This is a genomic window from Bacillus sp. MAG717A (genome assembly GCF_036884855.1).
Lineage (GTDB): Bacteria > Bacillota > Bacilli > Bacillales > Bacillaceae > Bacillus > Bacillus safensis.
Window position 1 is genome coordinate 472,792 of sequence record NZ_CP145733.1, and the last position, 20,229, is coordinate 493,020.

Here is a 20,229-nt window from a genome sequence, read left to right on the forward strand (position 1 = left end):
TAAAAGCTCCTTCCATGTTTCTGCTCATATAAGTATAACATAAGTCATTATTTGTCAATCATTCAACTGCTAAACTCGTAATCTGTCCATCTTCTGCTGCCTGCGCCATATGCTGATGACAGGTAAAATAAAACAGCTGTGTTTCAAAACGCGTGAGTTCATTCATCAACTCCAGCACTCTTCCTAGACGAACATGATCAAAATGAACGAAGCTGTCATCCATCATAAACGGAAGCTGACATTCCTGCTGATGAGACAAGGCGAGTGCAAAACGAATCGCCAGATAGATTTGTTCACATGTTGCCTGTGAAAGCTCCTCTGGGCGGAATATTCGTCCATCCACCCTTTTCACGATCAGCCGGTCATCCTCGGGTGAAAATAAAATGGCTTCATATCGATCATTTGTTAACGGCTGAATAAAGCGGGAAGCTGTTTGCAGCAGTGCTGGCAGCCTTGTTTCTTTATGCTCATTCAATTTTCCTCGAATGACAGAGCGGACAAGCTGAATCGCCGCCCATTTTTTCGCAAGGTGCTTTGCATGCTCCTGCTCTGCTGCAAGCTGATGAGTCAAATCAGACACCGTACCTGAAGCTTCTATTTGGCGGATTTCCACTGCTCGTTCTGCCAGACGTTTTTCCATATTCGACGCATTCAATTGTATATTATTCAGGTGCTGCTTTGCTTCCGCACACTCTTCTTCGAGAAAACGCAAGCCTTTGCGAACAATCTTTTCCTCCTCATCAAAGCAGCCGCTTCTATGCAGCTCTTGATTCAGCTGCTGCAAATGGGAAAGCCGTTCCCGATATTCTTTCGATAAATGAGAGAGGATTTGGTAATCTTTTTTGGACTCTGCTTCTACTTGACGAAAAAGCGCGTCCATTTGTTTTTCGTAATAGTCAATTTCCCCTTCTAGCGTCGTGATCTGCTGTTTCACATGTTGAATCGATACATCCAATGTCTGACGTTCTTTTTCTCTTTTCGCCTCATCTTTCAATATCTCTTGAAGGACCAAGATATTCTCTTGAATGATGCCTTCCTTTCGTTGAAGAAGACTGCTTAACGCTTCCACCCTGTGCTCATAATTGGACTGCTGGCCGGCAAGCTCGTCTATTTCCCGGCTAAGCTCCTCATATCCCGCTGTATCCGTTTTTAATTGCTTCAGAATAAGGAAGGCTTCTACTAGGAAAGAAAGCTCTGAGGACAAGCCCAGCTGTCTTTTCTTTTCCTCTACTTGCTGCTGGACAGGTTCCAGCTCCAGCTCCCAGTCTTCATATTGCCGAATGATCCTCTCGTACAAAAGCTCCTTCTGCCTCACAAGCGTTTCAGCTGAAGCTGCCTGCACTTGGAAGGAATCGAATGTTCCCACGCCGCTTCCCTGTTTCATCTGTATTGATTTCAAAAATGGGTAAATGGCAAAGAAAACAAAAACAGAAAATCCCGCAAATAAGAAAGTAATCCACCATTCTGTTAAAAAGAAAAGGACAAGCAGAAATGCAGCATCAAACATCACCATCACAGGAAATAACCACGTTCGGGAATGAACCTGTTTCTCTTTTGTTCTTTTTTCCCCAGTTTCCACTGTACTCGGCGATTTGGTCTGCTGTTCCTTTAATCCTTTTAAAGCGGTTTCCGCTTCTTCCAGCTCATGTCTTGCATGATCAAACCGGTCATCCAACTGTGCCTTTCTGTCCATTAAACGAACATATTGGCTGACAGCCTCCTTTAATTCCCACTCAAATTCAAGGGAGTCGTCGATCTGATCGAGCTTGACTGAACGCTGCCACTTCAGCTTCGCTGTGGCTTCGTCCATTTTTTGTTTCAATGAATCACGTTCTGCTTTACATTCAGCTAAGCGATTTTTGACACGTTCAGCATGAGATGATTCATCAACGACACGCTTCATCTCCAGTAACGTATCCTTGTCATGAAGCGGTTGAACTTGTGCCATCGTGGTTTGCAAATGATCTAATTTTTGCTTTAGTGCAGTCATTTGAGCCTTTTTCGGGTGAAGGTGTGATTCTAACTTATCCAATTCATGCTCTGTTTCTGATCTAAAGCGTTTGACTCGGTCTGGATAACGGGCTAATTCTTTTTTTAACTCCATCTTCTTCTCTATCATGGGATAAAGTCGAATGTGTTCAGTTAACTGCTGAATCTGTTCTTCTGTCTGCTTCATTTCATTTTGAAGCGCTGTGATCGTCTCTATTAATTCAGAATGCTCCCGTTTTTTTTCTGTATAACGGCCTTCTGCCAATCTAGCTTGTTTCAGCTGGCCAGTCAGCGCTTTTAAACGATCAAGCTGCTGGTTTAATTCTGGCTTGCGTCCATTTGGTTTAAACAGCTGCTCCTGCTGCTTAAGCAGCCTGCTATCCATCTTGGAAGCCGCATCTGAGCCAAATAAACTTGAGAAAAGCAGAAATTCACCAATTTGATCTTCGTTTAAGGCTTGGACATTTTGCAGTCCAAACACATCAAAAGAGTAGATTGATTGGAATAATCTGCGATCCGTTCCCTTTAAAAGAGTCCGTAGGAATGCTTCGTCTTTCACTTCACCATTCGGTAAAAACACCTGTGCTTGACCGCCTCGATCGGACGATCTCTCAATGTGAATGACACCTAACTCCTCATCTAAGCAAGTGAGGGAGCCGCCATAGAAAGATCCTTGTTTCGGCTTGTACATCTTATTTTTTGAAAAGCCAAATAACATCGACTCAATAAACGCCTTCAATGTCGTTTTCCCCGATTCATTCAGGCCGTAAACTAGCTGAAAACCGTCATCAGAAAAGTGAAAGGTTCGATTTGAAAATTTCCCGAAATTTGCTATATGGAGTGAACGTATTTTCATCATACCTCTCCTTTTCTCATAATTGCTTCAGCTGTTCCGTCAGCAGCCTTTGTGCTTCTTCTTTTATATCCACTTCATCCTCTTTTGTGAGCGCTTTTCCTGACTTTCTGTAGGTTGGGTGACGTTTGATCGGTGAAAGCAGCTCTTCATATGACTCAAACTGTGCAATTTCTGTAGTGAGTTCCTTCAAAAAAGAATCCTCTGGATAGATCACATTCTCATTTATTCGGCAGTCAATTGACATCACCCAAACGAACACGTCTTCATCTTCCTCCTGCTCATGAAAAACAGTCATCAGCTCCTCGAGGACCTCAAGCTGTGTATGCTCAAAGTAAGAAGGCGCATCACCTATCAATTCTATTCTGACAAAATGAGGAATGCCTTCCTCTTTCAGCTCATTGATTTTTCCTTCCACAAGTGTGACAAGATCGGTCATATGAGCCGTTTCTGTGATGTCTATTACCAGTGTCTCAAAGATGATATCTGCACAGCTGATAAAATCCGCTGTGTGAGAATCTTCTGAGAGGTGAATCAAGTAACAGCCTTTTTCTCCCGTTTCTTTCATATGTCTGCCCTGCACATTACCAGGATAAATAATATATGGATCTTCATGCAGAAGGGCTCTTTTATGTATATGTCCGAGCGCCCAATAATCAAAATCTTGCGAAAGGAGCTGCTGAAGCTGAAATGGGGCGTAGGCATCATGGCCTTCTTGCCCGGCTAATGTGCCGTGAAGCATCGCAATCTGATAGGCAGCATCTGTTGTTTTGACATAATGAGATGTCATATTTTCATAGACAGCCCGCTCTTTGTAGCTAAACCCATAAATACTCGCGATAAGCTGATTCCCTCGATAATAGGAGTGCTCACTTGGTTTACTGCTCGAAAAGACATGTACATTCTCAGGCCACTCAATCGGTGTCCATTCACCGCCTAAATGATCATGATTCCCATAAATAATAAAGACTTTAATCCCGTGTGTTTGCAGTCTTAAAAACTGGTTTCTTAAAAAAAGCTGTGCTTTCAGGCTGCGATTGGATTCATCAAATAAATCTCCGCTCAGCAGCACAAAGTCTACTTCTCGCGCAACGGCAAGATCAAACATGTTCTTAGCACTTTGAAATGTACTTTCTTTGAGCCGCTTAAATATAGAATTAGGTATAGTCGACATTCCTGCAAATGGACTGTCTAAATGTAAATCTGCGGCATGAATAAAGGTGAGCTTAGTCAAACGTCTATCTCCTTGTCCGATACTGTCATTGTCCATATTTTATCATGCCATTTTTACGAATGCACGTTCTATCACTCTCATTCTACAAAACACATTTTTAAGGGCTAAAAAAGAGGTTTTGTCTTATTCCATGTATAATTACTTTAAAAACAGAGGAAAGGAAGATGAGGATTGGAGAAGACATACTTTTTAACCGTATTTGACCGGTCGGGTGAGACTTTATTAAATGAAAAAATCACAGCGGATAGTGACGAGAAGGCAAAGGAATTAGGGCGTCATCGCTTAATGGAACAGCAATACACAAAGCATTCTCATCGACTCGTTGATCCAGCAGGCAAGCTGCTTTTATTTGAACGTTAAAAAGCCAGCTTTCGCCGGCCCAGATTGTTGACAAAGGGCTAAAATGATCTTGATTTTAGCCCTTTGTCTTCTTTTCAGCGTGATAGAAAACCTTTGAAGTCTAGGAAGGACGAGCACCGGAGCGGAGCGAATTTGACATTCGTGAGCACCGGCGCGCAGACCTGACACCGAATGCGAGGGTTTGTCTACACGCTGAGCCGGCTTTCGCCGGCCTTATGTTCATCTATGCTTTTTGAAAGACAGGTCGTCTTTTTTCTAAAAAGGCCTGTATACCTTCCTTATGATCATGACTTTTTCTCAGTCTTGCCTGTGCTGCTCTCTCTTTTTGAAGAACTGCTAAGAGCTTTGATTCTGACTGCTGGAAATAGATCATCTTTGTTTCAATAAAGGCTTGAAGCGGCATGTTCATAAACGGCTTCACACACACTTTTTGGTACGTATCGACCTCATCCTGAAACACCCCGTCTGCAAGGCCCAGATTTAACGCTTCTTCAGCCGGCAGCTTTTGTCCGCTCCAAATCAATTGTTTAGCGGTTTGCTCACTGAGTCTTTTTGTGAGGAAAAAATGCCCCCCGCCATCTGGAATTAATCCTACTCCATTAAAATTCATGGCGAGTTTTGCATCCTGATGCATAAACAAGTAGTCGCAGCTTAGGGCAAAGCTAAAAGCAAGGCCTGCCGCTGACCCGTGGACAAGCGCAATCGTCACTTTTTTCATACTAGCCAGTGAAAGTGTAATTCCCTCGATCAAATCCATCACACGATGGAAATCTTCTTCACTTTCCTGCTTAAGCATCATCCCAATATCTCCGCCTGCTGAAAACCCTTTTCCCGCTCCCTTGATGATAACGACTTTAGCACTGCTTTCCTCCGCTGCATCACATGCTTCTTTGAATTCAGCAAACATGTCCACATGAAACGAATTATAAGCTTCAGGCCTATTGAAAACGATTTCAAAAACATCCCCGTCTAACTGACAATTGATATATGTCATCATCCATCCCCCTTTTTGTTTAAAAGCTCATAACTTACTTCCATTTCCATCAAGTAAAACCTTTTTCTATAAACAAAAAATTTCGAGATCAATTGATACTAAAATAAGCATAATCATTGAAACAAGAAATATATTTTTATATAGTAAAATAAGAAAGAAAATAAATTTGAAAGGAGGAGGATGATTGATCAGATGTTCCATCATGATATTGGTTAGCTTCATCGTCATGTTTTCTCCTTTTTCAAATGTCGTTTTTGCGTCACAAGCAGAAGCGAGCACACCTAGCCTTATTTCTCCATCCATCTATGATGAAGAAATCAATGCTGTGAAGACACCATCATTTTCAAAAAAACATGCTTCATCCATTCTGTTGAAGGACAGATTATCAATGGTAGATGCCAAAGCTTTTCTGTCAAAGCCTTCCCCATCAGCTGCATTATCCATTGATCTATGTTTTTTGGAAATGAAGTGTGCGATCCCCGTTATGTATCAATCTAATTACCTCTACTGATTCATTTTATTTCATCCGTATTTACTATACGAAAACACAGCCTATCAAATTCGGAGGGATAAAATGAACATTAAAGAAAATGATCTTCCTGGGATCGGAAAGAAATTTGAAATTGAAACGAGAAATAGAGAAAAGATGACGATTGTGATTCATGATGATGGCAGACGGGAAATTTATCGTTTTGACGATGATGATCCAGATGAAGTGCTATCTACCATTTCACTCGATGATGCTGAATCCCGGCAAATCGCTGCTATTATCGGCGGTATGGTGTATAAACCGCAGGCACTAGAAACCATTGAAATGGCCTTCAACGACTTGATCATTGAATGGTTTAAGGTGGAAAAAGGTGCAAAAGCGGTTGGACATACACTCGGTGATTTAGATGTGAGACAAAATTATGAAGTCACCGTGATTGCGATCATTAAACATACAAATGAAAAATTACTCAACCCTGGTGCCGATTCGATTATTCAAGCAAATGATACGATGGTCATTTCGGGAGAAAGAAAACACTTGAAGCGATTGGTACGTGATTTTCTTTCTAGAGGGGGAGAGTGATGAATGGATCATTTAGTCTTTGAAGTTGGGACGGCGCTTATTCTTATCGCCATCGCCAGCTTAATCGCCAATAAAATTAAATTTTCTATCATCCCATTTCTCATCGTCCTCGGAATGATTGTTGGGCCGCATGCTCCAACTATCGGGATCATTGATTTAAAATTTATCGAAAGCACCGAGATTATTTCGTTTTTAGGAAGAATGGGCGTCCTGTTCCTGCTTTTCTATCTTGGACTTGAGTTCTCTGTCGGAAAGCTCATTAAATCGGGTAAATCCATTGCAGTCGGCGGATCTATTTATATTTTGATCAACTTCAGCTTAGGACTGCTCTACGGTTTTATCACAGGGTTTGGATTCCTTGAGATTCTCATTATGGCAGGGGTGATCACCATTTCATCCAGCGCCATTGTGGCCAAAGTCCTTGTCGATTTGAAACGGACGGCAAATCCTGAAACAGAGTTAATTCTAGGGATTATTATGTTTGAGGATATTTTTCTTGCCGTTTATTTATCCGTCGTATCAGGTCTTGTCCTAGGAGATGCCACTACTGTTGGCGGTGCCTTATTATCGATTTTAATCGCTTTTGGTTATATGATGCTTTTCTTTATCATTGCGCGGAAGCTGCCAAAACTATTAAACAAGTTGTTTGATATCCGTTCGAACGAAGTGTTCATCATTGTGATATTTGCCGCTTTGTTCTTTGTCGCTGGTTTCTCAGAAACGATTCATGTAGCAGAGGCTATTGGGGCTCTCTTACTTGGTCTTGTTTTCTCAGAAACAGAGCACTCTGACCGCATCGAGCATCTCGTGGTTCCGTTTAGAGATTTCTTTGGAGCGATGTTCTTTTTCAGCTTTGGTCTCAGTATCGATCCGTTTACATTGGGGGATGCCCTCTGGCTTGCGATCGGCGCTGTGATTCTTACCTTAATTGGGAACTTCACTGCCGGAATGTTTGCTGGACGGAGAGCTGGATTTTCTCATAAAGCCTCTTCTAATATTGGATTAACCATCGTATCGAGAGGAGAGTTTTCAATCATTGTTGCCGAGCTTGGCATTGCCGGCGGACTTGCTGCTACTTTGAAGCCCTTTGCTGCATTGTATGTCTTAATCCTTGCGATCTTAGGACCGCTCGTAACGAAAGAATCTAAGAAAATCTATCAAATCCTCAACAAAACCTTCAAATGGAAACCTGAAAAACAAAAAGTAAAAAAAGAAACGACGATCTAATGAAAAAGGGCCCTATGCTTGGGCCCTTTTTTATGTCTTATTCAAATTGCTGAAATGCAGTTTCTTGCTTGACTGGCGCTTCCTCGACCCCGCGCATGGTTCGAATGACTTTCTGGTTGCGGTAGACCGATAGTTTCAAATTGGTCGCCGCCGTTCCATGAGAATGATCTAGATTTGTGAATGTAAAGAAATGATTTGAACGTTTGTCTTTAAACACAAGCCTGAAGTCGTCTGTCACTTTAAAATGCTCATCACTTTCCCATTCAATCAAAGGTTCATATGCGTCAAACCATTCAGGAATATTCGGTGTGTACCCTGTAGCCAATACAGCATGATCTACAGTTATGCTTTTTTCTTTCTTCAGCTGCCACTGTTTGAGGTGCAGCTCCAAAGGCTGCTGCTCTCCTATTTGAATCGCTTCAAGCTCGGTCATTGGCTGAATGATCACAGATGGCTCTTCACCTGAAACAGAGCGATGATACAATTCCTGATAAATGCGCGAAAGCGTCGATGCATCTATGCCATTTCTTAATCCTGTCAGCCTAGGCAATGTGTTCATACGTTCTTCATAAGGAAGCGAATGAAAATACTCGACATACTTTGGTGTAAAAAGCTCTTGGCCAAGCTCTGCCGTCTCCAGCTCTCTAAATTCACTAGAACGCGTAAACCACGAAAGCTGCTGGCCTTTCTTTTGATGCTGAAGCAGGTCTAAGAAAATTTCGGCTGCACTCTGCCCTGAACCGATCACCGCCACCGACTCAGCTTCGTGAAGTGATTTCTGCTGATCTAAATAACGGCTGCTATGGGTCACATATGGGTATGCTGCTTCAGGCACATCGACTGGAATCATCGGTTTGCTTCCTGTGCCTAACACGACATGCTTTGCACGATATTCAGAAAGCGAACCATCTTTTAATCGTCTGACTCTCACAAGGTAGCCTTCTTGGCAGTCCGTCACTTCTTCTACCTTCATCCCAAACTGACAGCTGTCTAATTCTCCTGCCACCCATGATAAATACTCATTGAATTCTCTCCGCGGGATATCAAACTGTTCAAATGTATAGAACCGGTGAAGTCTATTTGATTCATGTAAATAGTTTAAAAATGTATACCTGCTCCTTGGATTCGCCATTGTGACAAGGTCTGCTAAAAAGGAAACTTGCAAATCCGTTCCTTTGATCAGCATACCAGGATGCCAAGCAAACTCAGACTCTTGTTCAAAAAAACAGCATGAGACACCCTCATACTCCTCTAACAAAGCGGCCAATCCTAAATTGGCGGGCCCAATCCCAATTCCGATCACATCTATCATATGTACACCTGCTTTAACTTTTTATCACTTATATACCCTTTTACAAATGAAAAAAACACTGCGTCATCGCAGTGTTTAAACGTGAGAAACAAATAATGATTCAAGGAATTGAATTTTCTCTTCTGTATAGTGTTCATAGCGGTCATTATACGATTTTGGATCTTTTGGATTGGCATACTGCGTAATTTTTCCTGATCGTGGATCAATGAATTTACTTGCTGCACCGCATCCAATGCCAATGATCGTCTGTACTTCTTCCATGATAATGATATTATACAAGCTTTCCTGTCCATCTAATGAATACCCGACATTTTCGAGATTCCCCAAAATATTTTTTTGTCTATATAAATAATATGGGTGATAATGATGTGCTTTCGTCCAAGTGACCGCTTCATCCATCATACGTGTGATTTCTTCTCGGTCTGCTACTTGGTATTTCTCCTTATTGCGCGTCATTTCAGATGCTCTTTTAAAAGAAAGTGTATGCACGGTTAAAGATTCAGGCTTGAGCTCTTCAGTCTGCTGCAAGGAGTGCTGGAATTCTTTGAGCCCTTCTCCCGGCAGTCCAATGATTAAGTCCATATTGATATTATTCATGCCGTACTGTCTTGATAAGTGATACTTTTCAATGGTTTCTTCCACACTATGATGCCGGCCAATAGCCTTTAGTGTTTCATTCTCATACGATTGCGGGTTAATGCTAATCCGGTCAATATTGTAGCGGTTTAGCACCTCTAGCTTATCAGGCGAAATCGTATCAGGACGCCCTGCTTCGACAGTTACTTCCCGTATATGCTTCACATCAGGGAATGAGCGATACATTTCTTCATACAGCAAATCCATTTCTTCCGCTGTGATGCTCGTTGGCGTGCCTCCGCCAAAGTAAACGGTCGTCACTTTGATCCCATGTTCTTTTAGCCATTCGCCCATTTTTTGCATTTCATAATGCAGACCAAACAAAAACGTTCCCACTCTACCAGCTTGTCCTTTAATGGCGTAAGCAGGGAACGTACAATAAGCACATTTTGTGGGACAGAAAGGAATGCCAATATAAATACTCACTTCCTGCTGAAGGTCATACAGATCTGGAATGGCTTGAAGCTGACGGTCGACAATCTCCTGCATCAAATTGATTTTTTCATCATGAATCAAGTAATCACGCTTTAACGCCGCATGTGCATCTTCCTTTGACATGCCTTCTCTCAGCATCTTATGAAGCAATTTCGTAGGTCGTATTCCTGTGAGAATCCCCCACTTTTGTGTCATTCCTGTGTGCTCCTGAAGCAAGTGTAAATAAACAGACAGCACTGTGTTTTTGATTTGCTTCCAGCGCTCCTTATCGTTCAAGTTCTCTGGGAGATCCCGTGAAAAACGACTGGTGATATCTGATCCATCGATATGGCCAGATGCTTCCACCATTCCATTTTCTTCCTTCCAACTAAATTCCATGACCAAACCATCATCAAATTCACTTGGTTCAAATATCACTTCACTATCTTCTTCAAATAAATTGGCTATATTGACAAGCGGGCGATGAAATCGTTCATCTGACAGCCCTTTAATTAAAATTCGCATCATATCACCTTTATCTTCAAACTTGTTTCATTTTACAAAATTCATGTAGGAAAAGCAATGAAGGGAACAGACGAAGGCCCTGTCATTTGTTGATTGACAGAGCCTTCACTGTATTATCGTTTAGTATCGAATTGATGTAAAAATCCTTCTCTTTGCTGCATTCTAAAGTATTCCTTGATCATATAAGCCACACCCTGTTCATCATGCGAGCGCGTCACCCAATCGGCTTTGCGCTTGACATCATTGGGGGCATTCCCCATAGCAACGCCTAAACCAGCCAATTCAAGCATTGGAATATCATCTGTTCCATGTCCAATGACAACCGTATCTTCTAAAGTAAAACCGAGTGCAGAGGTTAAAAGAGAAAGTCCCGCTTCTTTCGAAACCCCTTTGCAGACAATATTCATTTTCTCATCACTGATCCTAATAAGGTCAACAGATGGGAATGCTTGTTGAATGGTCCTGTGAATCTCAGGCTGAAGCTCCGCTGTCGAATATACTTCAATCACTGGTGTACTGACCGGTTCATCCATCAGCATATCACTTAATGATTCAACAAATTGAACGGGATAGAAAATTGGATCAGACGGATGAATGAGCGTCTTTCCCATCAGCTGAGACTGCGTTTTTTTCCGGTTGCCGATCGAGAATTTTTCATGCAGCAAGCGGACATTACAATCGAAGCTTTCAAGGATTTGCACAAGATTAAATGTCTTTTCTTCCGTTAATTTTTTCACATGAAGCGGCTCATCGAGTTTATCCGCGATAAATGCACCACTATGCGTCACAAGGGTTGATGTTGGAATCTTCAACGCCTTGGCAATTTTTTGAGCAGAACGAAAATGCCGGTTGGTGACAATCGTCACGTAAACCCCTTTTTTCTTTACATATTCCACAGCTTCTTTTGTAGCGGAATGGATTTTACCATTGGAACGGAGTAACGTCCCATCTATATTGAGTGCAAGTAGTTTTTTTGACACTGAGGCATCCCCCTTCTTGATGACTGTACTTACGATGAGGATATGCCCTAGCTTGGTGCTTTAGAACATGCAGTTGAAAGAGCCACAGGTTATGAATGATTCATAAATAAAAAAAGCCTACCCCTAGGCTTTTTTTTATGTATGGTTTGGATGCGTTACAATGGAGTGATGAAGCTCCCCATGATCCCCTTATCTTTCACACACCAAAGCATTGCTTATATCAGATCCCCTTATGATGCTTTGCGTTTCTCCCAGAAGCGCTTCTCTCTCGTTTGGCTCACTGCCATAAATCCCAAGTGAAACGCACCCAATTGTCCCTTGATAGCGCCTTTTTGAAAGCACTTTCAATATAAGTATTATCGCAGAATTTATGTGCTTCGACAACCTTTTTTTAAAAGATATTGAAGAGAAAAGATAAAACAAAAAAGGGCGAATGACATCGCCCTTTCCATTAGTTTTCTTCTGGATTCCCATAAAGCTCTTCAAGTGGCTTCATGATAATTTTATTTAATTCACCGATAAGAACACTCACACGTTGTTCTGCTTCCATCAACTGAGAGATTTTATCATGCTGCTGAACAAGCGCAACTGTTTTTTGAGCTTGCTCCACTTCTTCTTGTGTGATCTCTTGACCAGTCATTTGTTTTTGTTGAAGGTTTACTTGAATGTCACGGAAGTTCTCAAACATTCTTTTAGAGGACTCATCCGCGTTTACCTCATCATAAAGATTTCTTAAAGTTGAATATTCTTCGCTATGACGTAATGCTTTTTCAAGGTCATATGCAACATCGTAAAGATTTACAGACATGTTATGTCTCCTTTCTATCCGTTATCACCGATATGATCGGCGGACACCACTCCACTATAACAAACTATGGCTTTCGTTTCACATATATACAATGAATTCATCAAAATTTCTCTAACTCGTCTTAGAATAGCGCCACAAAAACAGCCTGGATAGCACCAATCATCCCGCCTAAAAGACCGCCTAGAAATGTAATCATCTTCAGCTCCTTATTGGAGATGCTGACTACAAGCTCTTCCATTTTTTCAAGCGGGAAAAGTTCAATTTGTTCACGAATGATTTCTTCAAATTGCAGCTTAGCAAGCAGACCCTCTATAGCATTTGAAGCCGCTCCTATCCCCTTATCAATCAACACTGGCACAAAGTGTGTTTTAAGATCATCCGCGACAGCACTGACATATGTTCCAACTGGTTTGTCTAATATCAGCTTTGTAGAGAAATGAGAAAGCAATTGGTTTTTCACACTAAAAATAAGTTCCTTCACATTCCATTTTTCATCAAGCTCATGAAGAGAAAATTCCTTCACCTTGTCCCATTCTTTAACAAGCAAATCTGATAAAAATCTTTTTGTTTCTGCGTTTCTTAAAAACTTGATGATTTCAGGATGTACACGATCAATTAAGCTTGAATTCCCTAGAAACATTTGGACCATACTGCCAAGCATTCCCCGTTCTTTTAAGAAATCATCAATCATATTGCCAAGCCTGGCTTTGCCTTCATCACTTTCAAAATAATGAATGCCTCTCTTTAAAATATAATCTGCTGCATCTGGAATTTTTGATGATATTTTGTTTTCCACTTCTACCGGGAGCAATTCAGATAAAGTTTGCTGGTTATATGTTTCAAGCAGTGAAGCGAGCTTCTGGTCAGACCACTGATGGAGCCATTCATCTGCTTTGATATCAGCCTCTGTAACGCCAAATTTTTCTAGCAAGGAGAATACGGTGATCTCCATATTTGCGCCTTTGTCAATATATCGATGGACTGTACGCAGGATTTCCTGCTTTGACTCCGATGATTCAAATCGTTTTTGAATACCTTCTGGCGTGAGCAAATGCTCCATAACCATGACACCAACCTGCTTGGCTACTTCGTCTCTTCTTTTAGGGATAAGCCCTGGTGTAAATGGAAGCTGTTTTCCGAATAAGTAATATGGCTTATAAGGCCGAAAAAGCATTTTAATTGCAAGATGGTTTGTCGCTGCTCCTATGACTGCGCCGATAACAATCATAAAGATAAACGTTGTGAATATATTCAAAGTCGTCATCTACCTTTCAAACAACACCTGATGTTTATTGTTTTGATCTATAGGTATTATAGTTGTTGTCAAGTTCCCAAGCAAATGAAGCATGCAGCGAGACATATGATCAAGCGATCTGTCGTAATGATAAAGGAGCGTAAGCTTTATGTAAAATCATAAAAAAATGTTTTTGTGGTGGTAAAAAAAGAAGTTGAAAAGAAGGTGTTTTTTAATGACTACATTAGGTATTGTAACCCTTTCTGCGCAGTATGAAGAGGCATTTACACGTCAGCTCGCCAAAGCTGCCCCTTCTTATCGTTTAAAGGTTGTTCGATTTACTCCACTTGATTTAAAACCGGCTTCAAATTTGATACAAGGCCAAACATATACGCATGACCAAGGGTTTGCTGACGCACAGTTTCCAATCCCCGACTTGATTTACGACCGATGTCTTTACCGACATGACGCACAATCTAAAAAAGCAAAACCCATCATGGAATGGCTAAAAAAGTATCCAAAAACAGATTTTTTGAATACCGGCATTTCAAATAAAATGGTGCTATTTGAGCAGCTCCGTCTCCTCCCTTCTTTACATCCATATTTACCTGGCTGCTCATTATTAAAAGAGCCCGCAGACCTGATCAATATGGTAAAGGAGAACGGGGCTGGCGGTTATTGCAGAATGCAGCCTCTCTCCCAGCAGCATGCAGCATATACTTACTTCATTTCCTTTGATGGCAAATCAACATTCACCGTTCAGCTAAGTTCCAATCAAATCATTACATTTTCTCGTGCGTCAGAGATTGAGCGCTGGTGCAAAAAATATGCAGGCAGGTATTTCCTTCAATTTTTCAACACGAGTGATCAAAAAGAACTTTTATTCAATGAAATCAGGATTTCTCTTATGAAAGATTCACAAAATCAATGGAAACGCATGGGGATTCACACAAAATCACCTGCAGAAAATATTCTTTTAAGTCATACACAAAAATCACCTCCTGTGATAGGCTTTGAACACTATCTTAATACATTACAACCACACATTAAGGAGCTCCTTTTAGATGATATTGCATCCATTCAGGCATCAATCCCAGTATATATAGATAAAACCTACTCTCCTTTCTTTGAATTCGCAGTAGACTTACTTCATACAAGTGAAGGCAGGCTATTCATATCAAATGTCAGATCAAAGCCAGGACGGTACGCTTTTTTAAAAGCTTACCCTGAAAAGGAACATCAATTGATTCATAACATTCTTGAACATGCGCAATCGATGAAGTCTCAACCGAAGGAGGTTTCTTATGAACAAAAATCGCTGCATCATCGCCCCACACCTCACAAGTGAAAAAACAATTCATCTTCCCGACCATTATAAACAGAAAGAGTCCATCTATTCTCTTGCTATAGGGTCACGTTTAGTAGATGGCTTCAACATTTCCTATCACCGACATCCAAATAAAATTTTATTATCAAAAGATCTATACAGAGATTTACTGATTCCTTATCAATCAAAAGCTGATGTGATCATCATTGACCATACACTTTTTATAGGGCCGTTGATGGGCATTTTCACTGCAGGTTTTGAGCAAAGCACACAGCCATTAGGAACGAGATCAGAATTTTTTATCAAACTGCTGCATTCTTTCAGACAGCATGCTGGTTTTGCCTATCTTTTTGGGTCACATTCTATTGATTGGGAAAAAGGAATTGTAGAAGGACTGTTGTACCAGCAAGATTCATGGGTTAAAAAACAGCTTCCCCTTCCGTCAGTCATTTATGACCGGCTTCCAAATAGAAAAGCTGCTCAGTCGGCACTCATTCAAGAAACGAAGCGAAAACTCACTCAAGACTATGATATCCCTTGGTTCAACCCTTACTTTTTTAATAAATGGGAGATTCATGAACAACTATTAACAGATGAAAAAACATGGTCCTTTCTCCCACATTCTGTACAATTAGATCCCGTGGACGCTCTAAGTAAAATTGAAACATTTCTCCACCTGCATCAAGTTATATACTTAAAACCGACGAACGGAAGTCATGGAGACGGTATTTATCGGTTAAAAAAGGAAGATCACGGAATCACTGTATGCTCAAATTTTGGCAGGGCTATTCCATATGATTCAATAGATCAGTTTGTTCAAAGGCTGCGAAAAGATCATGCAATTCATGATTTTATTGCACAACAAGGCATTGAGCTTCTTCAAATAGACAATCAACCGATGGATTTCAGAGTTCATACGAATAAAAATAAAGAAGGTGATTGGACAGTCACAGCAGCAGCAGCAAAGGTTTCTGGAGATCATACCATCACGACTCACCAGTTACACGGGGGAACGGTGAAAACACTTTATGCTGTCTTTCCAGAAGAAAAGAAGTGTTTGCAGATTTTACAGCAGCTTTCTCATACTGCCATCATGCTTAGCCAGGTGATAGATAAAAAAATGTCCGGGCATATTGGTGAAATTGGTTTTGACTTAGGCATTGATCAAAAAGGTGCAATTTGGATGTTCGAAGCCAATTCTCGCCCTGGCCGAGAGATTTTCCAGCATGTCTCTTTGAAAAAATCAGAATGGCTGATTGGGAAAAGAATCATGGAATACGCATCTTACCTTTCAAAAACGGCACTCACCACTTCAGATCACGCGAACGTCTACTGACTGCATTTTTGCCACATGTCGTGCTCTTAATTTTATGCTTTTTCTATGCTCTTTTCATAAGATGAGATACAATTAAATCAAGTTCAAGGTTGTTTCCGTGTTGTCGTGTTTGTTTATTGTTTCATCAATAAAAGCAAGGAGGCAATGATGATATGATTTCTCATTTCCAATGGAAACCCCTTTTTAAGAAAGCACAATTGCCAGGCTGGAAAATATCCTTTTTCCACAATGGTGCGCATTATGAAGGCATCTACCACAAAACAGGTGACATTGAATGGGGCTCTCAGCTTCCGCCCCATGAAGTTGAACCAACCTTAAAAGAAGAAATCCACGAATTAATGCTATTCCATGTCTATGATTAAACTGTTTAAGGAGCCCCGCCATGTTAGAAAAATTAAAACTTGTTTACGGAGACCATATCATCAGCACACCTACTCATGACAAACAAATTCTTTGGTATCAAACAGACGAAGGCGAAATATTTGGAGTAGACAAATCGGAGCTTACAGCAAGAGAAACACTTCTTCTCAACTCTTTTCTTACACCAATTGATCTATTTCAAAAAGCGCAGACCGAGGGTGAACAAAGATGGTTCAGCTATCTTTTTGAAAACAAACCACTAACTATCCAACATCCCGTCCGTGTTTATTATTTTCAAATGATCCATCAAGAAGAACAAAGACAGCAAATAAAAGAGGCTGTGAATAACAGCCTCGAACATACTCATTTCATATGGACAGGCCCTAAAACAGCTATGCTGATTCAACCAAATGCCACATCAGAAAACAGTCAATTAGATCAGTTAAATGATTTGTCTTTGGCTATTACAAGTGATTTTTTAACAGACTCAGTCTTTATACAAGGGCAGCTACATTTGCCAAATGACCATTTACAGATAAGATTATTAAATGAACAACAGCTCTTTGTATGCCACATGCAGCGAGAAAAGCTTAGATCAGGGGTAGCAACATTTTATCAATGCCTGCCATCGTTCATTTGTTATGATGCATCCGCCCTCTCTCATGCTATATCAGATGCTTTTAAAGAAGCGGTCTTTGACCGGGATGTTTACCGCACTCTCATGACCTATATGCAATGTAATTTAAACGCATCCAAGGCAGCAAAAGCGTTATATGTTCACAGAAACAGTCTTCAATATCGAATTGATAAATTTATTGAGCGCACTGGGCTAGATATACGACATTTTCCAGAAGCATCAGCTGCTTATTTGATGATGACTCTACTTGATCATTCATAAAGAACGAAAGCATGAGCATCCTGCCCAAAAATGAAAATAGGATGTTGTGCACGTTGTCCATTTACAGACTCTTCCTCATTTTATACACTTTATTTACTAGTAAAGCGCTTTCAAAAAAAGAGGGCTGGGGAGGCTGACATCAAATGGCGGAAATGATGCTGAATCAAATTTATAAAGTGTACGATAACAAGGTAACAGCAGTAGACAACTTTAATCTACATATAGAAGATAAAGAATTTATTGTGTTTGTTGGTCCATCTGGCTGCGGAAAGTCAACAACCCTTCGCATGATTGCAGGTCTAGAAGAAATTTCACAAGGAGACTTTCTGTTAGATGGAAAACGGATGAATGATGTAGCACCGAAAGACCGGGATATCGCAATGGTTTTCCAAAACTATGCATTATACCCTCATATGAATGTGTACGATAATATGGCTTTTGGATTAAAGCTTCGGAAGTTTCCGAAAGCAGAGATTGATGAGCGGGTTCGAAATGCCGCTAAAATATTGGGGCTTGAGCAATATTTAGACAGAAAACCAAAAGCACTGTCTGGCGGCCAAAGACAGCGTGTCGCCCTTGGCAGAGCGATTGTACGTGATGCAAAGGTTTTTCTTTTGGATGAGCCGCTTTCTAATTTAGATGCAAAACTCCGTGTTCAGATGCGTGCTGAAATTTCTAAACTTCATCAGCGTCTGCAAACGACATTTATCTATGTGACACATGATCAGACTGAAGCCATGACAATGGCAACCCGCCTTGTTGTGATGAAAGATGGTTTTATTCAGCAGGTTGGAGCGCCGAAAGATGTATATGAAAACCCAGAGAATGTGTTTGTAGGTGGATTTATCGGCTCACCTGCGATGAACTTTTTTACAGGAAAGCTCTCTGACGGCGCCATCGCGGTTGGAAAAACACATATTCGTGTACCAGAGGGAAAAATGAAAGTATTACGCAGTCAAGGCTATATTGGAAAGGATGTCATACTAGGCATCAGACCAGAAGATTTTCACGATGAACCAGTATTTATAGAGGCGTCTGAAGGCACAAAAATTAATGCTGACGTAGAAGTAGCTGAATTGATGGGAGCAGAAACGATGCTTTATTCTTCTATCGATGGTCAATCGTTTATTGCACGTGTTGATTCTCGTACCGATGTACAGGCCGGACAGTCTATCCCTCTTGCGATTAATATGAACAAAGCCCATTTCTTTGATTCGCATACTGAGTTGCGCATTCGATCAGCACAATAAAAAGATATAAAAGCAGCGCCATCACTCATAATTGGGTGATGGTTTTTGTATGTTCACACAACATTTACCATGTTCTTTTCTCGTATGTTTTTTTCGGAAACAACCATAATACTTAGTACAAAGCAGTTACTGCATTGGGTTTCGCCAAGTGGCAAATGACTTGATCATTTCGCTGGTGCGATTCCAGCAAACCCAACCAAAAAAATAAATCATATACAAAAAGGAGAATCACATCATGGCAAATTCTAATAGTTCAAACCAATTACTAGTTCCTGGAGCAGAGCAAGCGATCGATCAAATGAAATACGAAATCGCTTCTGAATTTGGTGTAAACCTTGGAGCAGAAACAACATCTCGTGCTAACGGTTCAGTTGGTGGAGAAATTACAAAACGTCTTGTGTCTTTCGCTCAACAAAACCTTGGCGGAACAAAAGCTTAATTTCATATTTGGATCATAGAAGGCACCTCTTATGGTGTCTTCTTTTTTTTGTTTTTATCCCTCACCAAACTCCTTTCAGCTCATATCATGTAATAGAAAGGAGCGGATCTTCATGGACATTATTTCCGGTATGAACTTTGAACTTTTACAATTTGTAGGGATCTCTCTATTATGTGAATATGCTCATAGTATTCGGTCCTTTCATCTTTATAAAAAAAGCATCACATAAAAGTTGTACCATTTTGGGTTCTTTTCACTTATAGTATGTAGTGGAGGGATCGAACAGATGAAAATAGCTCTTTTCGGTGCTCATGGACGTGTAGGACAAGCATTTCTTCGTTTCGTTCAAGTAGATGATCGTTACATGGTTCGTTCATTGATTCGGACAAACCGAGAAGAAATGCTTGCGGGTATGTTTCAAGTCACCGGCAATTCAAGAAATCGAGAAGATGTGCTTGAGACAATCAAAGGAGCAGATATTGTTGTGAGCTGTCTATCAACAGATGGTGATGATACATTATCTGTTTCAATGGAGCATATCGTACAAGCCATGAAGCAAACAAATACATCAAGAATTATTACAATTGGTACAGCAGGTATTTTAAAAGCAAGGCAGCAGCCGGAGCTTTTCCGTTTTGAAACAAATGAATCAAGGCGGACCACTTCCCGAGCGGCTAAAGAGCATGCGAAAGCGTTTGAAATCCTTCAATCGACTGATCTAGATTGGACCATTATTTGTCCAACCTATTTACCAGATGGAGAAGTGACACGGTCATATCGCTATGAGAAAGATTTTCTCCCTATAGATGGAAAGATAATTTCAGTTGAAGATACCGCACACTTTTTATATCAGCAGTTAAATTCGAAGGAGTTTGTACATCAACGCGTCGGCATCGCTTATTAATGGTGCAGCCTGTCCAAACAATATAATCAGTAAAAGTCGAGGACAGAATCCTCGACTTTTTCATGCAAATGAAAAGA

19 protein-coding genes are annotated in these 20,229 nt (G+C 40.7%); 11 read left to right on the forward strand and 8 right to left on the reverse strand.

Going from position 1 to position 20,229, the window contains the following annotated elements; genetic code table 11:
* Window positions 1-58 precede the first annotated feature (58 nt).
* Together V6Z54_RS02520 and V6Z54_RS02525 are read right to left on the reverse strand one after the other, a co-directional pair.
* Window positions 59-2,845, reverse strand: coding sequence for an AAA family ATPase (locus tag V6Z54_RS02520; RefSeq protein WP_338527665.1), 2,787 nt, complete (start codon window positions 2,843-2,845; stop codon window positions 59-61).
* A gap of 16 nt (window positions 2,846-2,861) precedes the next feature.
* Window positions 2,862-4,076, reverse strand: a complete 1,215-nt coding sequence (locus V6Z54_RS02525) for a DNA repair exonuclease (protein WP_338527666.1) — start codon at window positions 4,074-4,076, stop codon at window positions 2,862-2,864.
* 171 nt (window positions 4,077-4,247) lie between these two features.
* Between V6Z54_RS02525 and V6Z54_RS02530 the strand changes: the two genes are divergently transcribed.
* Window positions 4,248-4,436, forward strand: a complete 189-nt coding sequence (locus V6Z54_RS02530) for a YhzD family protein (RefSeq protein ID WP_039177563.1) — start codon at window positions 4,248-4,250, stop codon at window positions 4,434-4,436.
* A gap of 223 nt (window positions 4,437-4,659) precedes the next feature.
* Here V6Z54_RS02530 and V6Z54_RS02535 read toward each other — a convergent pair whose 3' ends face one another.
* Window positions 4,660-5,433 carry an enoyl-CoA hydratase gene (locus tag V6Z54_RS02535; RefSeq protein WP_081378179.1) on the reverse strand — a complete coding sequence of 258 codons (774 nt, stop codon included), beginning with the start codon at window positions 5,431-5,433 and terminating at the stop codon, window positions 4,660-4,662.
* Window positions 5,434-5,614: 181 nt separating this feature from the next.
* On the opposite strand from V6Z54_RS02535, the gene V6Z54_RS02540 reads away from it, so the two are divergent.
* The 3 genes from V6Z54_RS02540 (at window position 5,615) to V6Z54_RS02550 (ending at window position 7,729) form a co-directional block, all read left to right on the forward strand.
* A complete protein-coding gene (locus tag V6Z54_RS02540; RefSeq protein ID WP_231120144.1) occupies window positions 5,615-5,941 on the forward strand; it encodes a potassium:proton antiporter in 327 nt (108 codons plus the stop codon).
* A 63-nt stretch (window positions 5,942-6,004) separates the two neighbouring features.
* Window positions 6,005-6,502: a cation:proton antiporter regulatory subunit gene (locus V6Z54_RS02545; protein WP_024425442.1), complete on the forward strand. Its 498-nt coding sequence runs from the start codon at window positions 6,005-6,007 to the stop codon at window positions 6,500-6,502.
* Window positions 6,503-6,505: 3 nt separating this feature from the next.
* Window positions 6,506-7,729 carry a cation:proton antiporter gene (locus tag V6Z54_RS02550; protein WP_338527667.1) on the forward strand — a complete coding sequence of 408 codons (1,224 nt, stop codon included), beginning with the start codon at window positions 6,506-6,508 and terminating at the stop codon, window positions 7,727-7,729.
* A 37-nt stretch (window positions 7,730-7,766) separates the two neighbouring features.
* On the opposite strand, the gene V6Z54_RS02555 is transcribed toward V6Z54_RS02550, so the two are convergent.
* The 5 genes from V6Z54_RS02555 to V6Z54_RS02575 all read right to left on the reverse strand — a co-directional run bounded on the left by V6Z54_RS02555 (window position 7,767) and on the right by V6Z54_RS02575 (window position 13,659).
* On the reverse strand, window positions 7,767-9,041 hold the full coding sequence (locus V6Z54_RS02555) for a SidA/IucD/PvdA family monooxygenase (RefSeq protein ID WP_338527668.1): 1,275 nt from the start codon (window positions 9,039-9,041) through the stop codon (window positions 7,767-7,769).
* Between the two features lie 75 nt (window positions 9,042-9,116).
* Complete coding sequence (locus tag V6Z54_RS02560) at window positions 9,117-10,616, reverse strand: coproporphyrinogen III oxidase (protein ID WP_075611102.1); 1,500 nt, start codon at window positions 10,614-10,616, stop codon at window positions 9,117-9,119.
* 113 nt (window positions 10,617-10,729) lie between these two features.
* The gene (locus tag V6Z54_RS02565; RefSeq protein WP_075611101.1) at window positions 10,730-11,596 is read right to left on the reverse strand and encodes a Cof-type HAD-IIB family hydrolase; all 867 of its coding nucleotides are present in this window, start codon (window positions 11,594-11,596) and stop codon (window positions 10,730-10,732) included.
* 451 nt (window positions 11,597-12,047) lie between these two features.
* Window positions 12,048-12,404 (reverse strand): YlbF family regulator, encoded by a 357-nt coding sequence (locus V6Z54_RS02570; RefSeq protein ID WP_024425750.1) that lies wholly within the window; start codon window positions 12,402-12,404, stop codon window positions 12,048-12,050.
* Window positions 12,405-12,525: 121 nt separating this feature from the next.
* Window positions 12,526-13,659 carry a DUF445 family protein gene (locus tag V6Z54_RS02575; protein ID WP_073979236.1) on the reverse strand — a complete coding sequence of 378 codons (1,134 nt, stop codon included), beginning with the start codon at window positions 13,657-13,659 and terminating at the stop codon, window positions 12,526-12,528.
* A 214-nt stretch (window positions 13,660-13,873) separates the two neighbouring features.
* Between V6Z54_RS02575 and V6Z54_RS02580 the strand changes: the two genes are divergently transcribed.
* From V6Z54_RS02580 to V6Z54_RS02610, 7 genes are all read left to right on the forward strand, one after another.
* Entirely contained in the window at window positions 13,874-14,986 is a 1,113-nt protein-coding gene (locus V6Z54_RS02580) for a YheC/YheD family protein (RefSeq protein ID WP_073979237.1), read from the forward strand.
* Complete coding sequence (locus V6Z54_RS02585; protein WP_338527669.1) at window positions 14,943-16,301, forward strand: YheC/YheD family protein; 1,359 nt, start codon at window positions 14,943-14,945, stop codon at window positions 16,299-16,301. The genes V6Z54_RS02580 and V6Z54_RS02585 overlap by 44 nt, the downstream gene beginning before the upstream one ends.
* A gap of 152 nt (window positions 16,302-16,453) precedes the next feature.
* Window positions 16,454-16,663 carry a YheE family protein gene (locus tag V6Z54_RS02590; RefSeq protein WP_003211787.1) on the forward strand — a complete coding sequence of 70 codons (210 nt, stop codon included), beginning with the start codon at window positions 16,454-16,456 and terminating at the stop codon, window positions 16,661-16,663.
* Between the two features lie 20 nt (window positions 16,664-16,683).
* On the forward strand, window positions 16,684-17,559 hold the full coding sequence (locus V6Z54_RS02595) for a helix-turn-helix domain-containing protein (protein ID WP_075611098.1): 876 nt from the start codon (window positions 16,684-16,686) through the stop codon (window positions 17,557-17,559).
* Between the two features lie 143 nt (window positions 17,560-17,702).
* Window positions 17,703-18,809, forward strand: coding sequence for a sn-glycerol-3-phosphate ABC transporter ATP-binding protein UgpC (gene ugpC, locus V6Z54_RS02600; protein WP_075611097.1), 1,107 nt, complete (start codon window positions 17,703-17,705; stop codon window positions 18,807-18,809).
* Window positions 18,810-19,044: 235 nt separating this feature from the next.
* The gene (locus tag V6Z54_RS02605; RefSeq protein WP_024425744.1) at window positions 19,045-19,248 is read left to right on the forward strand and encodes an alpha/beta-type small acid-soluble spore protein; all 204 of its coding nucleotides are present in this window, start codon (window positions 19,045-19,047) and stop codon (window positions 19,246-19,248) included.
* A gap of 286 nt (window positions 19,249-19,534) precedes the next feature.
* On the forward strand, window positions 19,535-20,152 hold the full coding sequence (locus V6Z54_RS02610; protein ID WP_041089626.1) for an NAD(P)H-binding protein: 618 nt from the start codon (window positions 19,535-19,537) through the stop codon (window positions 20,150-20,152).
* Window positions 20,153-20,229: the final 77 nt, after the last annotated feature.

Excerpts from the sequence above, each read along its gene's own strand:
- V6Z54_RS02520 (WP_338527665.1), bottom strand. The coding sequence starts at position 2,845 with ATGAAAATACGTTCACTCCATATAGCAAATTTCGGGAAATTTTCAAAT.
- V6Z54_RS02535 (WP_081378179.1), bottom strand. The coding sequence starts at position 5,433 with ATGATGACATATATCAATTGTCAGTTAGACGGGGATGTTTTTGAAATC.
- V6Z54_RS02545 (WP_024425442.1), top strand. The coding sequence starts at position 6,005 with ATGAACATTAAAGAAAATGATCTTCCTGGGATCGGAAAGAAATTTGAA.
- V6Z54_RS02550 (WP_338527667.1), top strand. The coding sequence starts at position 6,506 with ATGGATCATTTAGTCTTTGAAGTTGGGACGGCGCTTATTCTTATCGCC.
- V6Z54_RS02555 (WP_338527668.1), bottom strand. The coding sequence starts at position 9,041 with ATGATAGATGTGATCGGAATTGGGATTGGGCCCGCCAATTTAGGATTG.
- V6Z54_RS02560 (WP_075611102.1), bottom strand. The coding sequence starts at position 10,616 with ATGCGAATTTTAATTAAAGGGCTGTCAGATGAACGATTTCATCGCCCG.
- V6Z54_RS02570 (WP_024425750.1), bottom strand. The coding sequence starts at position 12,404 with ATGTCTGTAAATCTTTACGATGTTGCATATGACCTTGAAAAAGCATTA.
- V6Z54_RS02580 (WP_073979237.1), top strand. The coding sequence starts at position 13,874 with ATGACTACATTAGGTATTGTAACCCTTTCTGCGCAGTATGAAGAGGCA.
- V6Z54_RS02585 (WP_338527669.1), top strand. The coding sequence starts at position 14,943 with ATGAACAAAAATCGCTGCATCATCGCCCCACACCTCACAAGTGAAAAA.
- V6Z54_RS02590 (WP_003211787.1), top strand. The coding sequence starts at position 16,454 with ATGATTTCTCATTTCCAATGGAAACCCCTTTTTAAGAAAGCACAATTG.
- V6Z54_RS02595 (WP_075611098.1), top strand. The coding sequence starts at position 16,684 with ATGTTAGAAAAATTAAAACTTGTTTACGGAGACCATATCATCAGCACA.
- ugpC (WP_075611097.1), top strand. The coding sequence starts at position 17,703 with ATGGCGGAAATGATGCTGAATCAAATTTATAAAGTGTACGATAACAAG.
- V6Z54_RS02605 (WP_024425744.1), top strand. The coding sequence starts at position 19,045 with ATGGCAAATTCTAATAGTTCAAACCAATTACTAGTTCCTGGAGCAGAG.
- V6Z54_RS02610 (WP_041089626.1), top strand. The coding sequence starts at position 19,535 with ATGAAAATAGCTCTTTTCGGTGCTCATGGACGTGTAGGACAAGCATTT.